10 protein-coding genes are annotated in these 16,575 nt (G+C 50.3%); 7 read left to right on the plus strand and 3 right to left on the minus strand.

The genetic code is table 11. The features are described 5' to 3' along the window. Together AACZ40_RS21565 and AACZ40_RS21570 are read right to left on the minus strand one after the other, a co-directional pair. On the minus strand, positions 1-266 hold a 266-nt coding region (locus AACZ40_RS21565), incomplete at its 3' end, for a hypothetical protein (RefSeq protein WP_339675802.1). Between the two features lie 34 nt (positions 267-300). Next, entirely contained in the window at positions 301-1,629 is a 1,329-nt protein-coding gene (locus tag AACZ40_RS21570) for a Gfo/Idh/MocA family oxidoreductase (RefSeq protein WP_291174519.1), read from the minus strand. A 335-nt stretch (positions 1,630-1,964) separates the two neighbouring features. Between AACZ40_RS21570 and AACZ40_RS21575 the strand changes: the two genes are divergently transcribed. Both AACZ40_RS21575 and AACZ40_RS21580 read left to right on the plus strand, forming a co-directional pair. After that, positions 1,965-3,401, plus strand: a complete 1,437-nt coding sequence (locus tag AACZ40_RS21575) for a hypothetical protein (RefSeq protein WP_291174521.1) — start codon at positions 1,965-1,967, stop codon at positions 3,399-3,401. 40 nt (positions 3,402-3,441) lie between these two features. Beyond that, positions 3,442-4,881, plus strand: coding sequence for a sulfatase-like hydrolase/transferase (locus AACZ40_RS21580; RefSeq protein ID WP_291174523.1), 1,440 nt, complete (start codon positions 3,442-3,444; stop codon positions 4,879-4,881). Between the two features lie 170 nt (positions 4,882-5,051). Here AACZ40_RS21580 and AACZ40_RS21585 read toward each other — a convergent pair whose 3' ends face one another. Continuing rightward, a complete protein-coding gene (locus AACZ40_RS21585) occupies positions 5,052-5,246 on the minus strand; it encodes a hypothetical protein (RefSeq protein WP_291174525.1) in 195 nt (64 codons plus the stop codon). A 214-nt stretch (positions 5,247-5,460) separates the two neighbouring features. On the opposite strand from AACZ40_RS21585, the gene AACZ40_RS21590 reads away from it, so the two are divergent. From AACZ40_RS21590 to AACZ40_RS21610, 5 genes are all read left to right on the plus strand, one after another. After that, positions 5,461-9,138 carry a tetratricopeptide repeat protein gene (locus tag AACZ40_RS21590; protein ID WP_291174527.1) on the plus strand — a complete coding sequence of 1,226 codons (3,678 nt, stop codon included), beginning with the start codon at positions 5,461-5,463 and terminating at the stop codon, positions 9,136-9,138. Positions 9,139-9,516: 378 nt separating this feature from the next. Then, positions 9,517-11,442, plus strand: a complete 1,926-nt coding sequence (locus AACZ40_RS21595; protein WP_291174529.1) for a DUF1592 domain-containing protein — start codon at positions 9,517-9,519, stop codon at positions 11,440-11,442. Between the two features lie 95 nt (positions 11,443-11,537). Then, a complete protein-coding gene (locus AACZ40_RS21600; protein ID WP_291174531.1) occupies positions 11,538-12,926 on the plus strand; it encodes a DUF1552 domain-containing protein in 1,389 nt (462 codons plus the stop codon). Between the two features lie 391 nt (positions 12,927-13,317). Then, entirely contained in the window at positions 13,318-14,796 is a 1,479-nt protein-coding gene (locus AACZ40_RS21605) for a neutral/alkaline non-lysosomal ceramidase N-terminal domain-containing protein (protein ID WP_291174533.1), read from the plus strand. 524 nt (positions 14,797-15,320) lie between these two features. After that, positions 15,321-16,520 carry a hypothetical protein gene (locus tag AACZ40_RS21610; protein WP_291174535.1) on the plus strand — a complete coding sequence of 400 codons (1,200 nt, stop codon included), beginning with the start codon at positions 15,321-15,323 and terminating at the stop codon, positions 16,518-16,520. Positions 16,521-16,575 lie beyond the last annotated feature (55 nt).

The following is a 16,575-nucleotide window of genomic DNA, read 5'->3' on the forward strand; positions in this document are numbered from 1 at the left end:
CTGCCGGGATCAATTTTAAATACGAAGAAGTAGGAGAAAAACGTGTCCGATTTTTCCTGAAACATGCCCGGCGAAAACCGGGCTTCTTCAGTCCCTTTGAACTGCATTTCTCTGGCGAAGGAAGGGGGCAGCGTAATCTGCTCCCCCTTCCAGCCAGCGGGAACGGTGATGTGCTTCGCCATCTCCGCATCGGCAGCCAGCACGGTGCTCGCCCCGGACAGAATCACAAGTAAAACGATAAAACAGCGCATATCAAAAGACTGCATACAAGGCGTTTTCTATCTTGAGGAATGTGACAGTCTAAATCGAAGCGATTTCAAAGCCGGTGCGGTAGTCCCGCGTCAGGTATTTGTTGGCCTCCGAGTTGTTCGTGATCTTGAGCGCTTTGCCATCGAATTCGAGTGTTTCGCCGGGGAAGAACGCGGCAACATTTCCTAATTGCACGGCTTCGGTCAGATGGCCTCCGTATTCAAACCCGTCGGTGGGCTGTTTTCCGGACAGGCAACCATCGACCCAGCCGTGATAATGGTCGAGACTTTCCACCGGTTCGATATTAACACCTTCGATGTTAACAAACGGCAGGCTGTAATGAGGCAGAATCATGTTGCCTTTTTGACCGACGAAAATGGAGCCTCCGTTCGGCAGAGACTGGCCGGGTAATAGTTTGGCAATTCTGCTGTCGGGCCGCCGTCCGCCATCGTACCAGGAAATCGGCAGACTGCTAGCCGTATACTGCGTGCCGGGAATGACGTATTTGATGGTTTCCTGTGCGGGCCAGACTTCATCATTCATGCCGGTGTGTTCCGAGTGCACGCTCACAGGGTCGCCCGTAATTTTAAGGGCTGAATACACGGGGTCGAGTAAATGGCAGCCGAAATCACCGATGGCTCCAGAGCCGAAATCCTGCCAGTCTCTCCATGTAAAGGGATGGTAGACGCGGTTTCCGCCGTAAGGACGCATGGGGGCCACGCTGACCCAGAGGTCCCAATCCAGTGTTTTCGGAACCGCTTCGTTATTCGCAGGCCTGTTAAGCAACCCGCTGCGTCCATGCCCTGTCGTACCGACATAGGAATGCACGGCCGTGACTTTTCCGATGACGCCGTCTTGAATCGCTTTTACTGCGGTGCGATAAGCCGAGTGCGAATGAATCTGGTTGCCCATCCGTGTGATGACACCTGCTTTTTTAGCCTGCAGTCGCATCTGGCGGGCTTCCCAAACCGTGCGTGTCAGCGGTTTCTGGCAGTAAACGTGTTTCCCGCGCTGCATCGCGTCGATGCTGATGATGGCGTGAGTATGGTCGGGAGTGGAAACCGAGACCGCATCAATTTTATCACCCAGTTCATCCAGCATTATTTTGTAGTTCTGGTAGATGGGCGCGTCAGGTGCCAGAGGTTTGACCTTCTCTGTCCGCGCCAAATCGACATCGCAAAAGGCGACGCATTTCACTTTGTCGTGGCTGGCGATGTTCTTGATGTCGGAATACCCTTTGCCATCGGTGCCGATGCCCGCAAACTGCAATTGCGAGTTCAAATTCTGTCCGCGGACAAAAGCCGGTGCGGCAAAAGCGGACGCGGCTGCAACAGATGTTTTCAAAAAATCGCGGCGGGTGGTATCTGAGCTGGATGTCATGATGGTGGGTTTCCTGTTGAATCTTTGAGTGGCCAATATTTTGGGTCAGAGCCGGTTTATGGTTATAGGTAGAATTCCGATTATAACATAAACTGTTCGTGATACGTCAATTGAGTCAGCATGTCGAAATGTGAGCAAATTCATAATTCGTTCTGCATCCAGGTTTGATGGTAGTCCCTGAATTTTGATTCGTGATTCTGGTGCGCTTGTTTGCTAACATATCAATCAACAGATGATCCAGGATTCATCAAACGAATGCGACTCTGGAAAGCGCAGTTTATTTTTAATAATCGGTGAACCGGAAAACCATGACCATTTGACTGAAAGAGAATTCTATGTACTGGCGAACCATTTTCTTGACCCTGCTCGTCTGTTGTGCCACGAAACCTGCCAGCGAGGTAATGGCCGAGTCGGGGCAACTAAAAGCAGGGGCCTCCGCGGTCGATGTTTCACCAAAACAGTTCCCTGTCAGCCTGCGAAGTGGAAAAGCGATGGATCAAAACGCTGTCCATGATCCGCTGCATGCCCGAGCGATCGTCCTGAATGATGGCAAGACCATTGTTGCGATTGCCGTACTCGATGCACTCGGCGCTCCCCCCGAAATGCTGAACGAAGCGAAACTGATCGCTTCTAAGAAAACGGGCATACCCGTTGATCGCATCCTGATTTCATCGACGCATTCGCACTCAACTCCGCCTTCCAACCGGACGGAAGGTTCCCCGGGGGATGTCGCTTACCGGGACGTTCTGATCAAAGGACTTGCCCAATCCATCATTCAGGCGTTCGATCAGCAGCAGACCGCTTCCCTGGGCATGGCGTCTCATGATCTGCCTGAAGAAGTCTTTAATCGACGCTGGTTTCTGCAGCCCGGAAAGATGCCCGCGAATCCCTTTGGAAAAATGGACATCGTGAAAATGAATCCGGGAACCAGCGCGGCTGTGCTGGAGCGGCCCGCCGGCCCTGTCGATCCTGAATTGATGGTCCTTTCCATTCAGGATCAGAAGCGAAAACCGCTGGCCTTATTGGCCAACTATGCGCTGCATTATGTGGGAGGCATTCCCCAGAGGCATGCTTCAGCAGACTACTTTGGCGAGTTCGCCCGCCTGATGCCCAGTCGTCTGCGCGCGGGCGAGGACTTCGTCGCCATGATGTCCAATGGCGCCTCAGGAGATATCAATAACATCCCCTTTCTCGTGAACCGCCCCCCGCGTGAGCCGTTCGAGCAGGTCCGGATTGTGGCGAGTAAAGCCGCCGATACCGCTTATTTTGCTTACAGGAAAATTGAAAACCACGAACGCGATATCTCCATCGACATGCTGGAGAGAAAGGTCGACCTGAAATACCGACGCCCCACTGCTGAAGATGTGACCGCAGCACAAAAAGTGATCGCTTTGAAAGACAAGAACGAAATCGCGAAACTGCCTAAAAAAGCCGTCGACTATGCACGCAAAGTGGTCCAGGCTTACAAACGGGAAGAAGACTCCCTCACCGTGACAATCCAGGCCATTCGCATTGGTGACTATGCCATTGTGGGCATTCCCTTTGAAACACTGGTTGAGATCGGACTGGAACTCAAGGATCGCAGCCCGTTCGCGCACACGATGGTCATCGGCTTAGCCAACGGACGACACGGCTACTTACCCACTCCCGAACAGCATCGGCTCGGTGGTTATGAAACATGGCTCGGCACAAATGTCGTCCAGAAAGATGCATCAGTGATCCTGACCGACAATCTGCTGGAGATGCTGGCAGAACTTCATAAACGTAAATAACACTCCAATGTGATTTGATCTTCAATGTAGAAAAGAGACAATGATGCTGAATCGACGTGTTTTGTTAGCAGCAATGGGAGCCGTATTTAGCCTGGTCGCGACAGGAGTCTCATTTGCCGCCAAGCCGGATACATCCGGCAAACCCAATATCATTCTGGTGATGGCGGATGACCAGGGCTGGGGAGACACCGGATATAATGGTCACCCGTTTGTCAAGACACCGTCACTCGATGCCATGGCACAGGACGGGTTCGTCTTTGACCGCTTCTATGCCGGTGCGCCGGTCTGTTCGCCGACCCGTGCCAGCGTGATGACCGGACGGAATCCGAATCGGGCCAAAGTCACCAATCATGGCCGCTACATGCGTCCGCATGAGCAGACCATCGCGGAAACGCTGAAAGCGGCCGGATATGTCACCGGCATTTTCGGTAAAGTGCACCTGGGTTCGGGCCAACCCGACTCGCCCTGCAATCCGAGTGGCATGGGATTCGATGAATGGGTGATCGGCCTCAACTTTTTCGACAACGATCCCTACCTGAGCCGCATGGGAAAAATCGAACATCGTCAGGGAAAGGGCTCGGTCATCCTGATGGATGATACACTTGAGTTCCTCAAGAAACACAAGGACGGCGATCGCCCCATCTTTACGGTCGTCTGGTTCCCCTCTCCGCACGCCCCACACGCGGAAGTGCCGGAAGGGGCCAGCCTTTACCAGGGCAAACCGAATGCGGGGTACTACCGCGAGATTACGCTGCTAGATCAGCAGGTCGGACGTCTGCGACGCGCACTCAGGGAAATGGGCATGGCGGAGAATACCATCGTCTGGTACTGCAGTGATAACGGCGGGCTGGTCAAGGAGACGTCCGGCGGTCGTGAGAAAAAGGGCAGCATCTACGAAGGGGGCCTGCGCGTGCCGGGCATCATCGAATGGCCCGCACGCCAGCTCAAAGGTCGCACCTCGGTCCCTGTGGCGACCTTTGATATCTATCCAACCCTCCTGTCACTGGCCGGACTGGAGTTGTACGCGCCGCATCCGCTGGACGGCATGGATGTGAGCGGCATCATTTCGGGGGCGGTTGCCGAACGGAGTAAGCCGATGGGTTTCTGGCACAAATTACAGGGCGGCCAGGGAACCCGGAGCGACCAGATTCAGAAAGCGATCATGGAAAAGCAACAGGCCGGCGCCCCCTTACCACATGATCCCGTCCGCATGCGCAAAGACGTCGATGAATTCCCCCAGTTTCCTGAAGAGACCACAACCGGGCATGCCGCCTGGACCGACTGGCCCTGGAAGCTGCATCGAATCAACGGCACCAGATTCGAACTCTACAATCTAAGCGATGACCCAATGGAAAAAACCGATCTTTCTCAAAATCCTCAACAGACCAGGCGGGTAAAACGGATGCAGCAGGAACTGGATGCCTGGATGCGATCTGTGATCCGCAGCCTCAATGGAAAAGATTATCAGGAATTGAAGTAACCGTGGAGCCCTTGCCTAGGAAGGTGTTGAAGGGGTTAAGACTTTTCGAGAAATCCGAACGGCCTGGCTGAATTGGAATTGTTTTTCATCATCGTTTTAAGGCTCCGGACGTTTTTATCTGTCCGCGCGATTAAATGTTCGAGCCAGAGCAATTCTCTCCACACCTCATCTCACTTGCAGAACGCCCCGTCACTGATGCGGATAATGACCGGCTCACCATCCACGAATTCGGTAGCAAATACGTGATTGACGCCATCGCGGACTAAGTACGTCTTCTCGGGAACGAGTCCCCAGTGATCAATACATTGTGCGAGCGCATCGTGATAAGGCGAAGAATCGTCTAGCGGTAAGTGATTCGGATTCATGACTTGCTCTCCGGGTACTCTTGTTGAAACAGGAGACATTCAAGAAGTCCTGTGGATAAATCTAAGGCTGATGTCTTTATCATTTAATGGCGCCTAAGAATCACGACTAAGTATGTCTCAGTATATGAGTTTGTTGTGAAACATCACTTGAATGATATACTAATAGCTTGTAGTTAATTCTTCATTGATGTTAAGCAACGGATGAGCACAGACAATGTTTGGCTTTACAGATTTACAAATACCTCCACCTCTAAAATGGCAGGATTTTGAATCTCTTTGCCGAGATCTTTGGGCTGAAATCTGGTGTCATCCTCAAACAAAAAAAAATGGTAGAAGTGGTCAGGCTCAACATGGAGTTGATATTTACGGGTTTTTGAAATCTGAGGTTACATGGCATGGTGTGCAATGTAAGGGAAAAAATAATTTCCTAGAAAATAAACTTTCAAAAGAAGAATTAAATTCTGAAGTAAAAAAAGCACTGACATTCGAACCTGCTTTGAAAGAATTTATTCTTGCGACAACTGGTCCTAGAGACGCCGTTCTTCAGCAGCTCGCTCGAACGATTACGACACGACATGTAATTAAGGGACTTTTCACTGTCGAGGTCGTATTTTGGGACGACATCATTGATCTACTGGAGCAAAATCCAGTTGTTCTAGGAAAATATTATCCAAATTTTACAGATTCCTTGATTAGAGAAAATAAGTTCCAAGGTCTTACAAAAGAGCTCATAAATACAATAGGTGGATTTCAAGCTAATCTACAAGATCTGGTTCAGAGTGGGTTTGCTAATCTGAGTGCAGAACTTTCTCGCAATCATAAAAGTATGCAAGTCGGAACGACTTCTGATGAATCAATAATGGTGGAAGTATTGAGCCTCATTAATGAAAAAATCACCGTATCAAAAACTGAGTCTCGTGTTGTAGAGGTGATTCCTCCTGATAAACAGCAAATTCTCGGGCTTATCGCTACTAGCATGGGTAAGGTAAATGTTTCTTCCTTGAAGAGGTTTATACCAGATGCAAAATGGGATCGTGATATTAAATTCCTTCTAAGAAAGAGGGTTCTAATAAGTAAAAAAGGGACCCTTTCTGTTCCCCGTCGAGTAAAGCGTAGCTTGTTGTCATCCGAAGAATTTAAGAAATCCATGCATGAGCAGTGGTTGAAAGCCCTTCATCCATTAAAAATTCACCCTGATGTGGCTGCTGAGATCTCTTGGCACTTTCTTCAACTGGGTGAGTATTGGAAATCTGTTGAGATATTCATCGAACTAGCATCTTGGGAGAAGCATCCTGAGTGGGAAGCAATATTTTGTGACTGCATCTTAGAATATAATAAAACAAAAGTGCTAAAACAATTTGATCCATCTCAACGCATAAAATATTTACACGCGTGTATTAAATACACACTTAAATGTAATAAAACTGAAGAAGCACTTGTTTGTTGTAAAGAACTTCGTCTTTTTAGTAAGCGTCAGAAATGTGCTTGGGGAGTAGTTAATTCTTACATACTGGAAGCCGACGCTCAGGAGTGTCTCGGTAATAAAAATAAAGCGAATCAGATTATCAGGCGTGCCGTCAATGTTGCAAAATCTGAAAATGATTCGAAAAGCTTGGCCGATGCGAAATATCACTTAGCCCTTCATCTGATCGAGGATTCAACATCTGAAGCAATAGAATTACTTTCTGAATGTGCAGACCTACACAAGAAATCTGAGAGGTTGGAAGAATATGTAAATGTAAAGATTTGTTGTGGAGATATTTATTTAGATCTGGGCAATCTTAAAGCTGCAGAGAGCTGTTTGCTAAAAGCAATTGATGTCTCAAATGAGATCGGATATGCATTTGGTGAGTCCCTGGCAAAATTGAAAACAGGATTACTAAAGATTGAATATAAAGATTATGAGAGCGCTCTCCATTTGTTTCGTGAATCGCAAGAAATCGCTTGTCCCGAAAGATACTTAGACATTGTGGCTGATGCATTCAGTAATGAAGGTGTTGTTCTCAATAGAATAGGGAGACATAAAGAAGCTCAGAAGGCTTTTGAAAATGCTTTTAAGATTCGGGAAGACTATGGGCATTGGAATAAAGCACTTTCTTCTCTAAACAATATAGGCGCAATGTTACTTTTACAGAAAAAGGTAATAGAAGGTAGAAAACGTTTACGAGAGGCTTATCAACTTGCCATTAAGTACGGAATTGAATTCTGGTCATATAAATGTCAATTAAACATTGCCGTGTCATATCTTCAAATTGAAAATGCTCCCAAACGTGCGACAAGCTATTTGAGGAAGGTTGCTGAAGAAGCCGAAAGGCGAGCTGCAAAAAATTTAGCTGGCCTTTTTTGGCGAGATAGGATGTTTTTACTTATCGAAAATGGATTCTCCGAGTTAGAAATAAATGAGTCCTATCAACGAGCATTAAGTTGCTTTAAACAAGATTGGGATTCGATAAAAATTCTTCACGAGGGGGCATTTACGAAATATCAGGAATACGGAAATGGTGAATCCGGTATACTCATGCTGCGAAACTATACAGTGCTTGCGGAAAAAGAGAATGACTTGGAAACACGTGGGCGAATATTGGCACAATTAGGAACGTGCCTAATGGAGAAAGAGACGCTGGATGAAGTGGAAGACTTATTACTCAAGTCGATAAGAGATGGAAGAGAATCTCGATCTCCCAATCTTCAGATTTTTCTCAACAATACTGCAGAGTACTATAATCGTGTTTCGGACCATATTAATGCGGCAAAGTATTTTACCGAATCAGCTGCAGAAGCAATCAAGTCTAAAGATTATGAGTCTGCATTCGATGCAATCTACAGTCAAGCTTGTGCTCTCTGTCAAGCTGAGAAGTATGATGAATCAGAGGCTGTTGTTAAAGAATTTAACAAGTTTGCGAAGAAAAATAATATGTATGAGTATTATGTAAGAGGCTTGGAAACATTAGGTGAATTGGCTTGGTGGCGAAGCCGGCCAAAGTCCGCAGAGAGGTTGTACAGACACGCACTGGAAGAGTCTAAAAAGTATAAGACAGTTGAACTAGAAGCAACAATTAGATCGAATTATACAAATATACTAGTTCATAACGGAAAGTCAGAGGAAGCACTTGAGAACTTAAACGATTATTTATTCTTGTTTGATACTCCCTTACTTGAATGTGAGTACAATACACGAATTGCAGAAATCTATGAGTCTTTAGGACAGAAGAGAAAATCGCGTCAGTATCGCACACTTGCCATGAAAAATGCAATTGCGTCAGGAGACTCAGAGTACATAGCTGACTCTTCATGGGTGATGGCAGAAATCTATGAGGATCGTGGGCAATATGACCAAGCTGCTAATGCATTTAATTTAGCGTGTATGCATGAGACAGATGACGATAGACGAATCTCGATCATGATGAAACAATTAATGATTCAGATACGATTGAATGAAAGGCAAGGGCTCGAAAAACTACTCGAAGATATTCATTCTCTTGCTGGTGCCGATCGTAACCTGTCTAAGCTGGTAGATGCGCATGTTTTAGTTGGTGAGTTCTATGCGGTTCAAAAAGGGATACTTCTCACAGCATTCAAGCATTTCATTGTGGCAGACTACTATGCATATGCAATTGATTCAGAAACTATAGGAGAAGTGGAAGGGCACATGCTACATAGATTCAGTTTGATAAGCCTAAAGGAACGAAAAAAGAAGATTGTGCAATTAAAAAGAAACTGCCTCGAATGGCTTAAGCAAGATTCGTCTTTGCGGAAGGATCAAAAAATGATTTATCTTCTCATGATGCCATTTAGGCTTGCTCTACGCCTTTGCGAAATAGATAACGATTGGAATATTATTCCTGATATTGAGTTTGATCGAATCTTCGATGAAGAAATCTCACACTTATGATGATGTATTCTTCTTGTTCATTTAGAAGTAAGAACTCGTCATTGAAATTTCTGATAAAGTTTTTTTATTTTGCATTGTTGTTGATTACATTTCGATCACTCCCCGCACGAAAATGATCCTCATCCACCGCGCAGCTCAATCTCTGAACTGCCCCCTGGTATGGGGATCTTCGGTTTCCGCGGATCCACCCCTGTCAGGTGCAGGATGATAGACTGCAGGTCGCGCCTGCTGACTTTCTTTTCAGATGTAAAAGGTATCAGCCACTGCGCTCCCTCCAAACACGCCCCGTCTCCCTACCCCCTCATTTACACCAACATATGCATAAACTATAATGCGTTTATATATAGATTGCTGCTAGTGGAGTTGAGGAGTTTTTGAATGACAATCACACAGCCACATTTTGTCCGCAGCGCGATTACCGTAATGGTACTCGGCATCCTGTGGTTCAACCCGAACATTGGTATCGCTCAGTCCAAGGAGGACAAAACCTTGGCGGCACAGAAAGCGGATGCCAAAGAGTTCTTCAGTAAACGCGTCACTCCCTTCATTAAAAAATATTGCATCGACTGTCACCAGAATCGACGTCCGACGGAAGCCGGTCTCAGCTTTGACCCGGCAGTGCGAAGTCCAGGCCATGCTGCCTTCAGTGAGAAGTGGAAGAAGTCGGCGGCCCGGGTCAAAGCGCACGACATGCCGCCGGAAGGAATGGACCAGCCGTCCGACAAAGAACGCCAGATGTTTGCGGAATGGCAGCAGAAGGTGAAGTATCTCAGCCCGAAAGATCCAGGGCCGTTTGTCATTCGGCGGCTCACTAAAACGGAATATGGCAACACGCTGCACGATCTGTTGGGCGTCGATCCCAACATCGTCGCCAGTCTGCCCGACGAAGTCAGCGGCGAAGGATATCTCAATTCGCTCTCCCCGCTGCAACTCGAACAGTATCTGACGATCTCTGAAAACGTGTTGAATCAGGTCCTGGCACCGGAAGGGGAACCGCCGACAGAAATACAAAAGCAACTCTTTGGGGAACCGCCGACGTCCGAGAGTGACACGCAAGAAAAGGCCCGCAAGGTGGCCCGCTCACTGGCGCGAAACGCCTATCGACGGCCTCCCTCTGATGCGGAAACCGATGTTCTGCTCAAGGTATTTGAACTGGGAAGACAGAACGACCTCAGCTACCAGGCATCCTGTCGGCTGATGCTCAAGGCGATCCTGGTTTCCCCCCAGTTTCTGTTTATTACTCCGGCCAAGGAAATCAAGGCCGAAAAAGGGATTGTGCCCCTGGATGATTATCAGCTCGCTTCGCGCCTGTCTTATTTGTTGTGGGCTACCATGCCCGACGATGAGCTGATGACGCTGGCGGACCAGGGAAAACTCCACGAGACACCGGTCCTGAAAGCTCAGGTCACGCGGATGCTGATGGATGTGCGCTCGCGGGCCCTGTTTGATGGCTTTGGTGCGCAGTGGCTCAAGCTGGGAAATCTGCAAGAGCGAACCTTTGATCTTGAGAAATTCCCGCAAATGAACGCCGCCCTGCGCACGGCGATGTACGATGAAGCCCGCCTCTTTTTCGAAAGCATCGTGCGTGAGAACCGCAGCGTTTCGAATTTTATCGACAGCGATTACACCTTTCTCAATGAAAACCTGGCTACGATCTATGGCCTGGAAAAAACGGTCACTGGCCCCGAGATGCGCAAGGTCAAACTGACCGACGACAATCGCGGTGGGATTCTGGGAATGCCGGGCGTGCTGGCCGCGACCTCGTTCCCCAACCGCACCAGTCCCGTCAATCGAGGTGTGTGGGTGCTGGAACAGGTGCTCGGGGATCATGTCCCCCCTGCCCCGCCCGATGTGCCGTCGCTGGAGAAACAGGATCAAAAACAGATCGCCAACCTGACGCTCCGCGAACGTACCGAACTGCATCGCTCCGAAGCAGTCTGTGCCAATTGCCATCGCTTACTCGACCCGATCGGGTTTGGCCTGGAGAACTTCGATGCCATCGGACGCTGGCGCGACCAGGACGAGAACGGTCAGGCCATCGATGCTTCAGGTGAGCTTCCGGGAGGCAGGAATTTTTCCAACCCCAAACAATTGAAAACCATTATCGCCGACCACAACGCAAAGTTTTCTCGCAATCTGGTCGAGCGTCTGTTAGCCTATGCATTATGCCGACGCCTGGAAGGGTATGACGAAATTGTGATTGATGAGCTCATGCAGAAGATCGCGAAGGACGACTATCGCATGCAGACGCTGATCACTGAGGTCGTCACAAGTTATCCTTTTACGCATCGTCGCATTGAATGAGAAGCGGACTAAATCCCAGATGATTTGTATGACGAAATAGCAGGCCATCGTACAGCAAACCCGTTTTCCTCTGCAACCCACCCGAAAGCCTTCCCATGAGCAATTATAAAGCAATCAATCGTCGCACCTGCCTGAAAGGCTTGGGAGCCGCCCTGGCCTTGCCTCTGCTGGATGTCATGGGCTGGGCCGAAGCCAGCGAGAAACATGAATTCAAGCCGCCGGTCCGAATGGGGTTCATGTATATGCCGCATGGCGTGATCATGGATCAGTTCTGGCCCAAAGATGCGAAAAGTTTTCTGACTTCGCCGCCCCCTGCCCTCGAATCACTGCGGCCGGTGCTCGATCAGTGTCTGCTGATGAAGGGCATCGCCGGCGTATCCAACGGTCCCTTTCGAGGCGCACCACACGCACTCGAACTCTCGACGTGGCTCACCGCGGCATTACCCGATCCGGATAAGCGGGACGAAATCAGCATCTCCATCTCCGCCGACCAGATTGCCGCGAATTCGCTGGGCGCGTTTACTGCCCTGCCTTCCCTGGAACTGGCCACGATGCCGCAAACGTGGAAGGAAAACCAGGCTGGACTGAACGAGGCTTACTATTCGCACTGCAGCTTCCGCTCGCCGACGCAGGCGGTTCCTGCCGAGACCAATCCCCGCAACGTGCTGAATCGTCTGTTCCACAAGAAGGAACAGGGCGGCGGACTGGCAGCAAGCAGGATGAGCAGTTTAGACCGCAGCATGCTGGACCTGGTGATCGGCGGCGCCCGCGATCTGCGTCGCACCTTGTCACAGACTGATCAGCGCAAGCTCGATCAATATCTGGACAGTGTCCGCTCGGTAGAACGACGGATCGCGGCCATTGAAATGCGACAGAAAGAAGCGGCTCTGGAGAAGGCGGGAGTCCGCCCGAGTCGCAGTCACAAGACCGACTCTCCCCCCATCGAGATCAAGATCCCCGAGGGAGACAAACGCAGCGAGTACATGCAGGTGATGTGCGACCTCAACGTGCTGGCGTTCCAGACCGACACGACCCGCGTCTGCACCTACATCGGCTCAACCCCGAACGGCGTCTCTTATCCGGAACTCGGTTTCAATGACCAGCACCACTCCCAGACGCACCACAACGGCCAGGAGAAGAAGGTCAAAAAAGTCGCCGCGATCACGAAATTCAATATCGACCAGTTTGCCTACATGGTCAACAAGATGCACAGCCTGAAAGAAGGCGACGGCACACTGCTCGACAACTGCATCATGATGTGGGGCTCGGGCCTGGAAGACGGCGACAGGCACAGCCGGGCCAACCTGCCCTTCATCCTCGCGGGCAGCGGCGGCGGTGCGATCAACACGGGACGCTTCCTGCCGGATGTGAAAGGTAATCAAGGCGACCTGTTAACAACCCTGCTGACCTGCGCGGGCATTCCACTGGACCGCCCCGTGGGCATCGCAACGAAACAGATTGCAGAGATCCCCGCCAAATCCTGAAATCGTTAACGGCTGCAATGCAGGAAGCGGTCTATTCGATATGTAATGCCTGGTGGACATCAGGGCTTCATTCTCAACTGCCCCAGAATCCTGATTTTTATATTACGTTCCGATTAAGGTTATCTCTCCCCTCGTCTCTTGATCGAGTTTTCCCGATGTCCTCAGACTGTGATTGGGTGAGGCGGAGGCTCGGGCTGGAAGACGTCAAAGCTGTGAATCATCCACACGAATTAGACTCGGGAAGGCGTTGTCATTATAATCGGGAAGGTTGCGAGTCTGGATCGGTTCCACGCTCAACCCACATGGGAAGTCCCGATTAAGCGATGTCAATGAACGCAATATCCGGTTCCGCTCTCGCACATTCTCAACCAAGACGAAAAGAATAACAGCCATGCGAATCCAACGTCACCTTATCTTCACAAGCCTGTGTCTTGCATTTGTTTCACTGGGGTTTGCCGACGCCGCGATGTCGGACGAACCGACGTTTCAGGCCGGCGCCGCGATGAGCAACATCACGCCGCCGATCGTCCCGAACCCAACGGCTCGCACCAGTAAGCGGCAGGCGACGCACGTGCATGACGAACTGCATGCCCGTTGCCTGGTGCTCGACGATGGTCAGTCCCGATTGGCGCTGGTGGTCTGCGACCTGCGGCACATTTCGGCCGAGGTCGTGGTCAACGCCAAACAGATCATTCAGCAGTCGACCGGCATTCCGCCGGAATGTGTGCTCGTCTCAGCGACACACACGCACACTTCGAGCGGCGCCAAGCTGGATGACAGTGAGGGACAATCATATTACGACTACCGCGCGTTTCTCACCCGGCGGATCGCCGATGGCGTGCAGCGCGCCGTTAATCAACTCCAACCGGCGCGAATCGGCTGGGGTGTCGCCGAGGAACCGACGCAGGTGTTCAATCGTCGGTGGTTCCTGATGCCCAGTCGCGGCACAATCTACGGTGCCCACGATAACATCGAACAGGTCGACACGAATCCCGGATACAGCGGTCTGCTGAGGCCCGCCGGTCCTGTCGATCCGCAGATCACATTCCTTGCGGTGCAGTCGACCGACGGAAAGCCGATTGCACTGCTGGCTTCCTACGGACTGCACTACGTCGGCGGCGTGCCGGCGAATACGATTTCTGCCGACTATTTTGCGATCTTCGCCGACCGCATGGGAGAGCTGCTTGGTGCCGACCGATATCAGGATCCGCCTTTTGTGGGCATCATGGCCAACGGCACCAGCGGCGACGTGAATAACATCGCGCGTTATTCCGAGGAAGAGTTAAAGCAGCGCGGCCCGCAGCCGAAAAAGCGGTATCAGCCTTTCGAGAAAGCCCGGGAGGTGGCTCACCTGTGCGCGGAGAGAGTGATGCAGGTGCATCAGTCGCTGAAGTGGCACGATCATGTGCAGCTTTCATCGGTGCAACGCACGCTGACGTTCGAGCGACGCTACCCAACCAAAGAGGAGGTGACATGGGCTGAAGCGGTTAAAGCCAAGAAGATCAAACCGATGAGTACCAGTCGCTACAGCACTTACCGCACTGTACTCGCCTACGACTCGCCTGAGATACCTCCGACCATCGACGTGGTCGTGCAGACGCACCGCATCGGCGATCTGGCTGTCGCTGCGATGCCGTTCGAGGTGTTTGCGGAGATCGGACTGGAACTCAAGCAGCGCAGCCCGATCCAGCCGCTGATGAATATTTCCATCGCCAACGGTTCGCATGGATATCTGCCGACACCCGAGCAGCACCGGCTCGGCGGCTACGAAACCTGGATCGGCGTGAACAAGGTGCAACTCGACGCCTCGGAGAAGATGGTGGATGCGTTGATAGAAATGCTCGACAGTCTGAATGCAAACGATCGGTGAGCCGCGGATGCTCGCATCTTCGGCGGATAGCCCAGTTGGCGATAGTTACAGTGAAGTCGTTAATCAGCGTGATGAGACTGTACTATATTGATTTTTATCTGGGGGCAATTAATGTATTCGACTTACGATTTTTTGTGACGATACAAGGATGAACAGATTGATTCGCGGCATGACTATTTCCCCGAACAATAGGCGATCTGGTAGTCGCGAAAGATGTGGGGAACTTGATCCAGACGAAGTCGCTCAGTTCAAATTGTTCTTGAAGAATCAAATCTGGGTATGTATCTTTATTCGAAACGTGAAAATTACGGAATCTCATGAAATTCAATGCGATCGGGTATTCTCTGATGATCAGTACTTTCGCGAACTGCTTGGGCGCTTTTGCATATTCAGTTGAATTACCCCGACTCATTTCAGCAACACGGTAGATTTACACTGCAATTGTCGAATATCACCTCCCGGATAAGGTAACAAGAATGTGTTCACAACTCAGGTTCTTTACTACTCTATTCTTTCTGGGTGTTATGTCCTTAGATTTGGCTGCGGATGAATTGCGACCTCAACGGTTACAATCGAATATTGTGAATGTCCAGCCGATGACAGGTATCGTTTTGTGGAGCACAAATGAGGCTGCTTCTACCGCTCCCATTCAGCTGGAGTTTGCCTACTTAAAGTACAATCAGGTTGTGCAGGAAAAAGGGAAATACAACTGGCAACCGGTTGAGAGTCTTCTCGACGAGATCGCTGGACGAAAGCACCAGGCAATTCTGAGGTGGCATGATACCTATGTCGGTGAATCGACAGGTGCTCCAGCCTTCATCAAGGCACTTCCCAACTATCGCGAGATCACGGAAAAGAGCGAAAACAAGCTAACGGGATTTCCCGACTGGTCAAACCAGGAATGGCAAGCTTTTGTGCTGGAGTTCTATACCCGGTTTGCTGAGAAGTATGATCGCGACCCGCGACTGGCTTTCGTGCAGGCCGGGTTCGGGCTGTGGGCGGAATATCATATCTATGATGGTCCCATGAAGCCCGGGGAGACATTTCCGGATAAAGACTTTCAGCTCGCCTTCTCGAAACATCTCACATCTCAGTTTCGAGAGACCCCCTGGATGATTTCAGTGGATGCCGCTGGAGACCATACGCCTTTCGCGAAAGAAACCGTGCTTTCAGAATTATCCTTTGGACTCTTCGACGATTCGTTTAATCACCGGCGACACAAAAAGGAGAATGAACCCAACTGGCGTACCCTGGGCAGGGACCGCTGGAAACACGCCCCAACGGGGGGAGAATTCAGTTTCTTCAAGAAGAAGGACCAGCAGGAAGCGCTTGCTCCGCAGGGCCCCTATGGAATCGCTTTCGCTGAACAAGCCGCGAAGTTTCATGTATCGTTTATCATTGGGGATGATCAGCCCAGGTATCGGAATGCGGAGGTGATTCGTCAAGCCGGGATGGACTGTGGCTACCGATTCAAGATAAATCGTTTTGTTGCATCTTCAACAGCCAGCGAACTGGAGATTGAGAACACAGGGATAGCACCGATATACTTTAATGCGTTCCCCGCGATCGACGGAGTCCGGTCAGAAAAATCGCTAAAGGGCCTGCTTCCGGGCGAATCACGACATTTCCGCATTGCGAAGGGAGGCAGAGCTCCCATCCTCACAATCGATTGTGATCGACTGGTTCCCGGTCAGAAGATCGAATACATTGCCGACTTGCACTAACCTGCGATTCCCTTTATGTGCCTGACACTGTGACGACCCTGCTCCCTGCGTTTTA

This window comes from uncultured Gimesia sp. (genome assembly GCF_963972345.1).
Taxonomy (GTDB): domain Bacteria; phylum Planctomycetota; class Planctomycetia; order Planctomycetales; family Planctomycetaceae; genus Gimesia.

What these genes read in the sequence shown, in the direction of transcription:
- AACZ40_RS21570 (WP_291174519.1), bottom strand. Translation starts at nt 1,629, where the DNA reads ATGACATCCAGCTCAGATACCACCCGCCGCGATTTTTTGAAAACATCT.
- AACZ40_RS21575 (WP_291174521.1), top strand. Translation starts at nt 1,965, where the DNA reads ATGTACTGGCGAACCATTTTCTTGACCCTGCTCGTCTGTTGTGCCACG.
- AACZ40_RS21580 (WP_291174523.1), top strand. Translation starts at nt 3,442, where the DNA reads ATGATGCTGAATCGACGTGTTTTGTTAGCAGCAATGGGAGCCGTATTT.
- AACZ40_RS21585 (WP_291174525.1), bottom strand. Translation starts at nt 5,246, where the DNA reads ATGAATCCGAATCACTTACCGCTAGACGATTCTTCGCCTTATCACGAT.
- AACZ40_RS21590 (WP_291174527.1), top strand. Translation starts at nt 5,461, where the DNA reads ATGTTTGGCTTTACAGATTTACAAATACCTCCACCTCTAAAATGGCAG.
- AACZ40_RS21595 (WP_291174529.1), top strand. Translation starts at nt 9,517, where the DNA reads ATGACAATCACACAGCCACATTTTGTCCGCAGCGCGATTACCGTAATG.
- AACZ40_RS21600 (WP_291174531.1), top strand. Translation starts at nt 11,538, where the DNA reads ATGAGCAATTATAAAGCAATCAATCGTCGCACCTGCCTGAAAGGCTTG.
- AACZ40_RS21605 (WP_291174533.1), top strand. Translation starts at nt 13,318, where the DNA reads ATGCGAATCCAACGTCACCTTATCTTCACAAGCCTGTGTCTTGCATTT.
- AACZ40_RS21610 (WP_291174535.1), top strand. Translation starts at nt 15,321, where the DNA reads ATGTCCTTAGATTTGGCTGCGGATGAATTGCGACCTCAACGGTTACAA.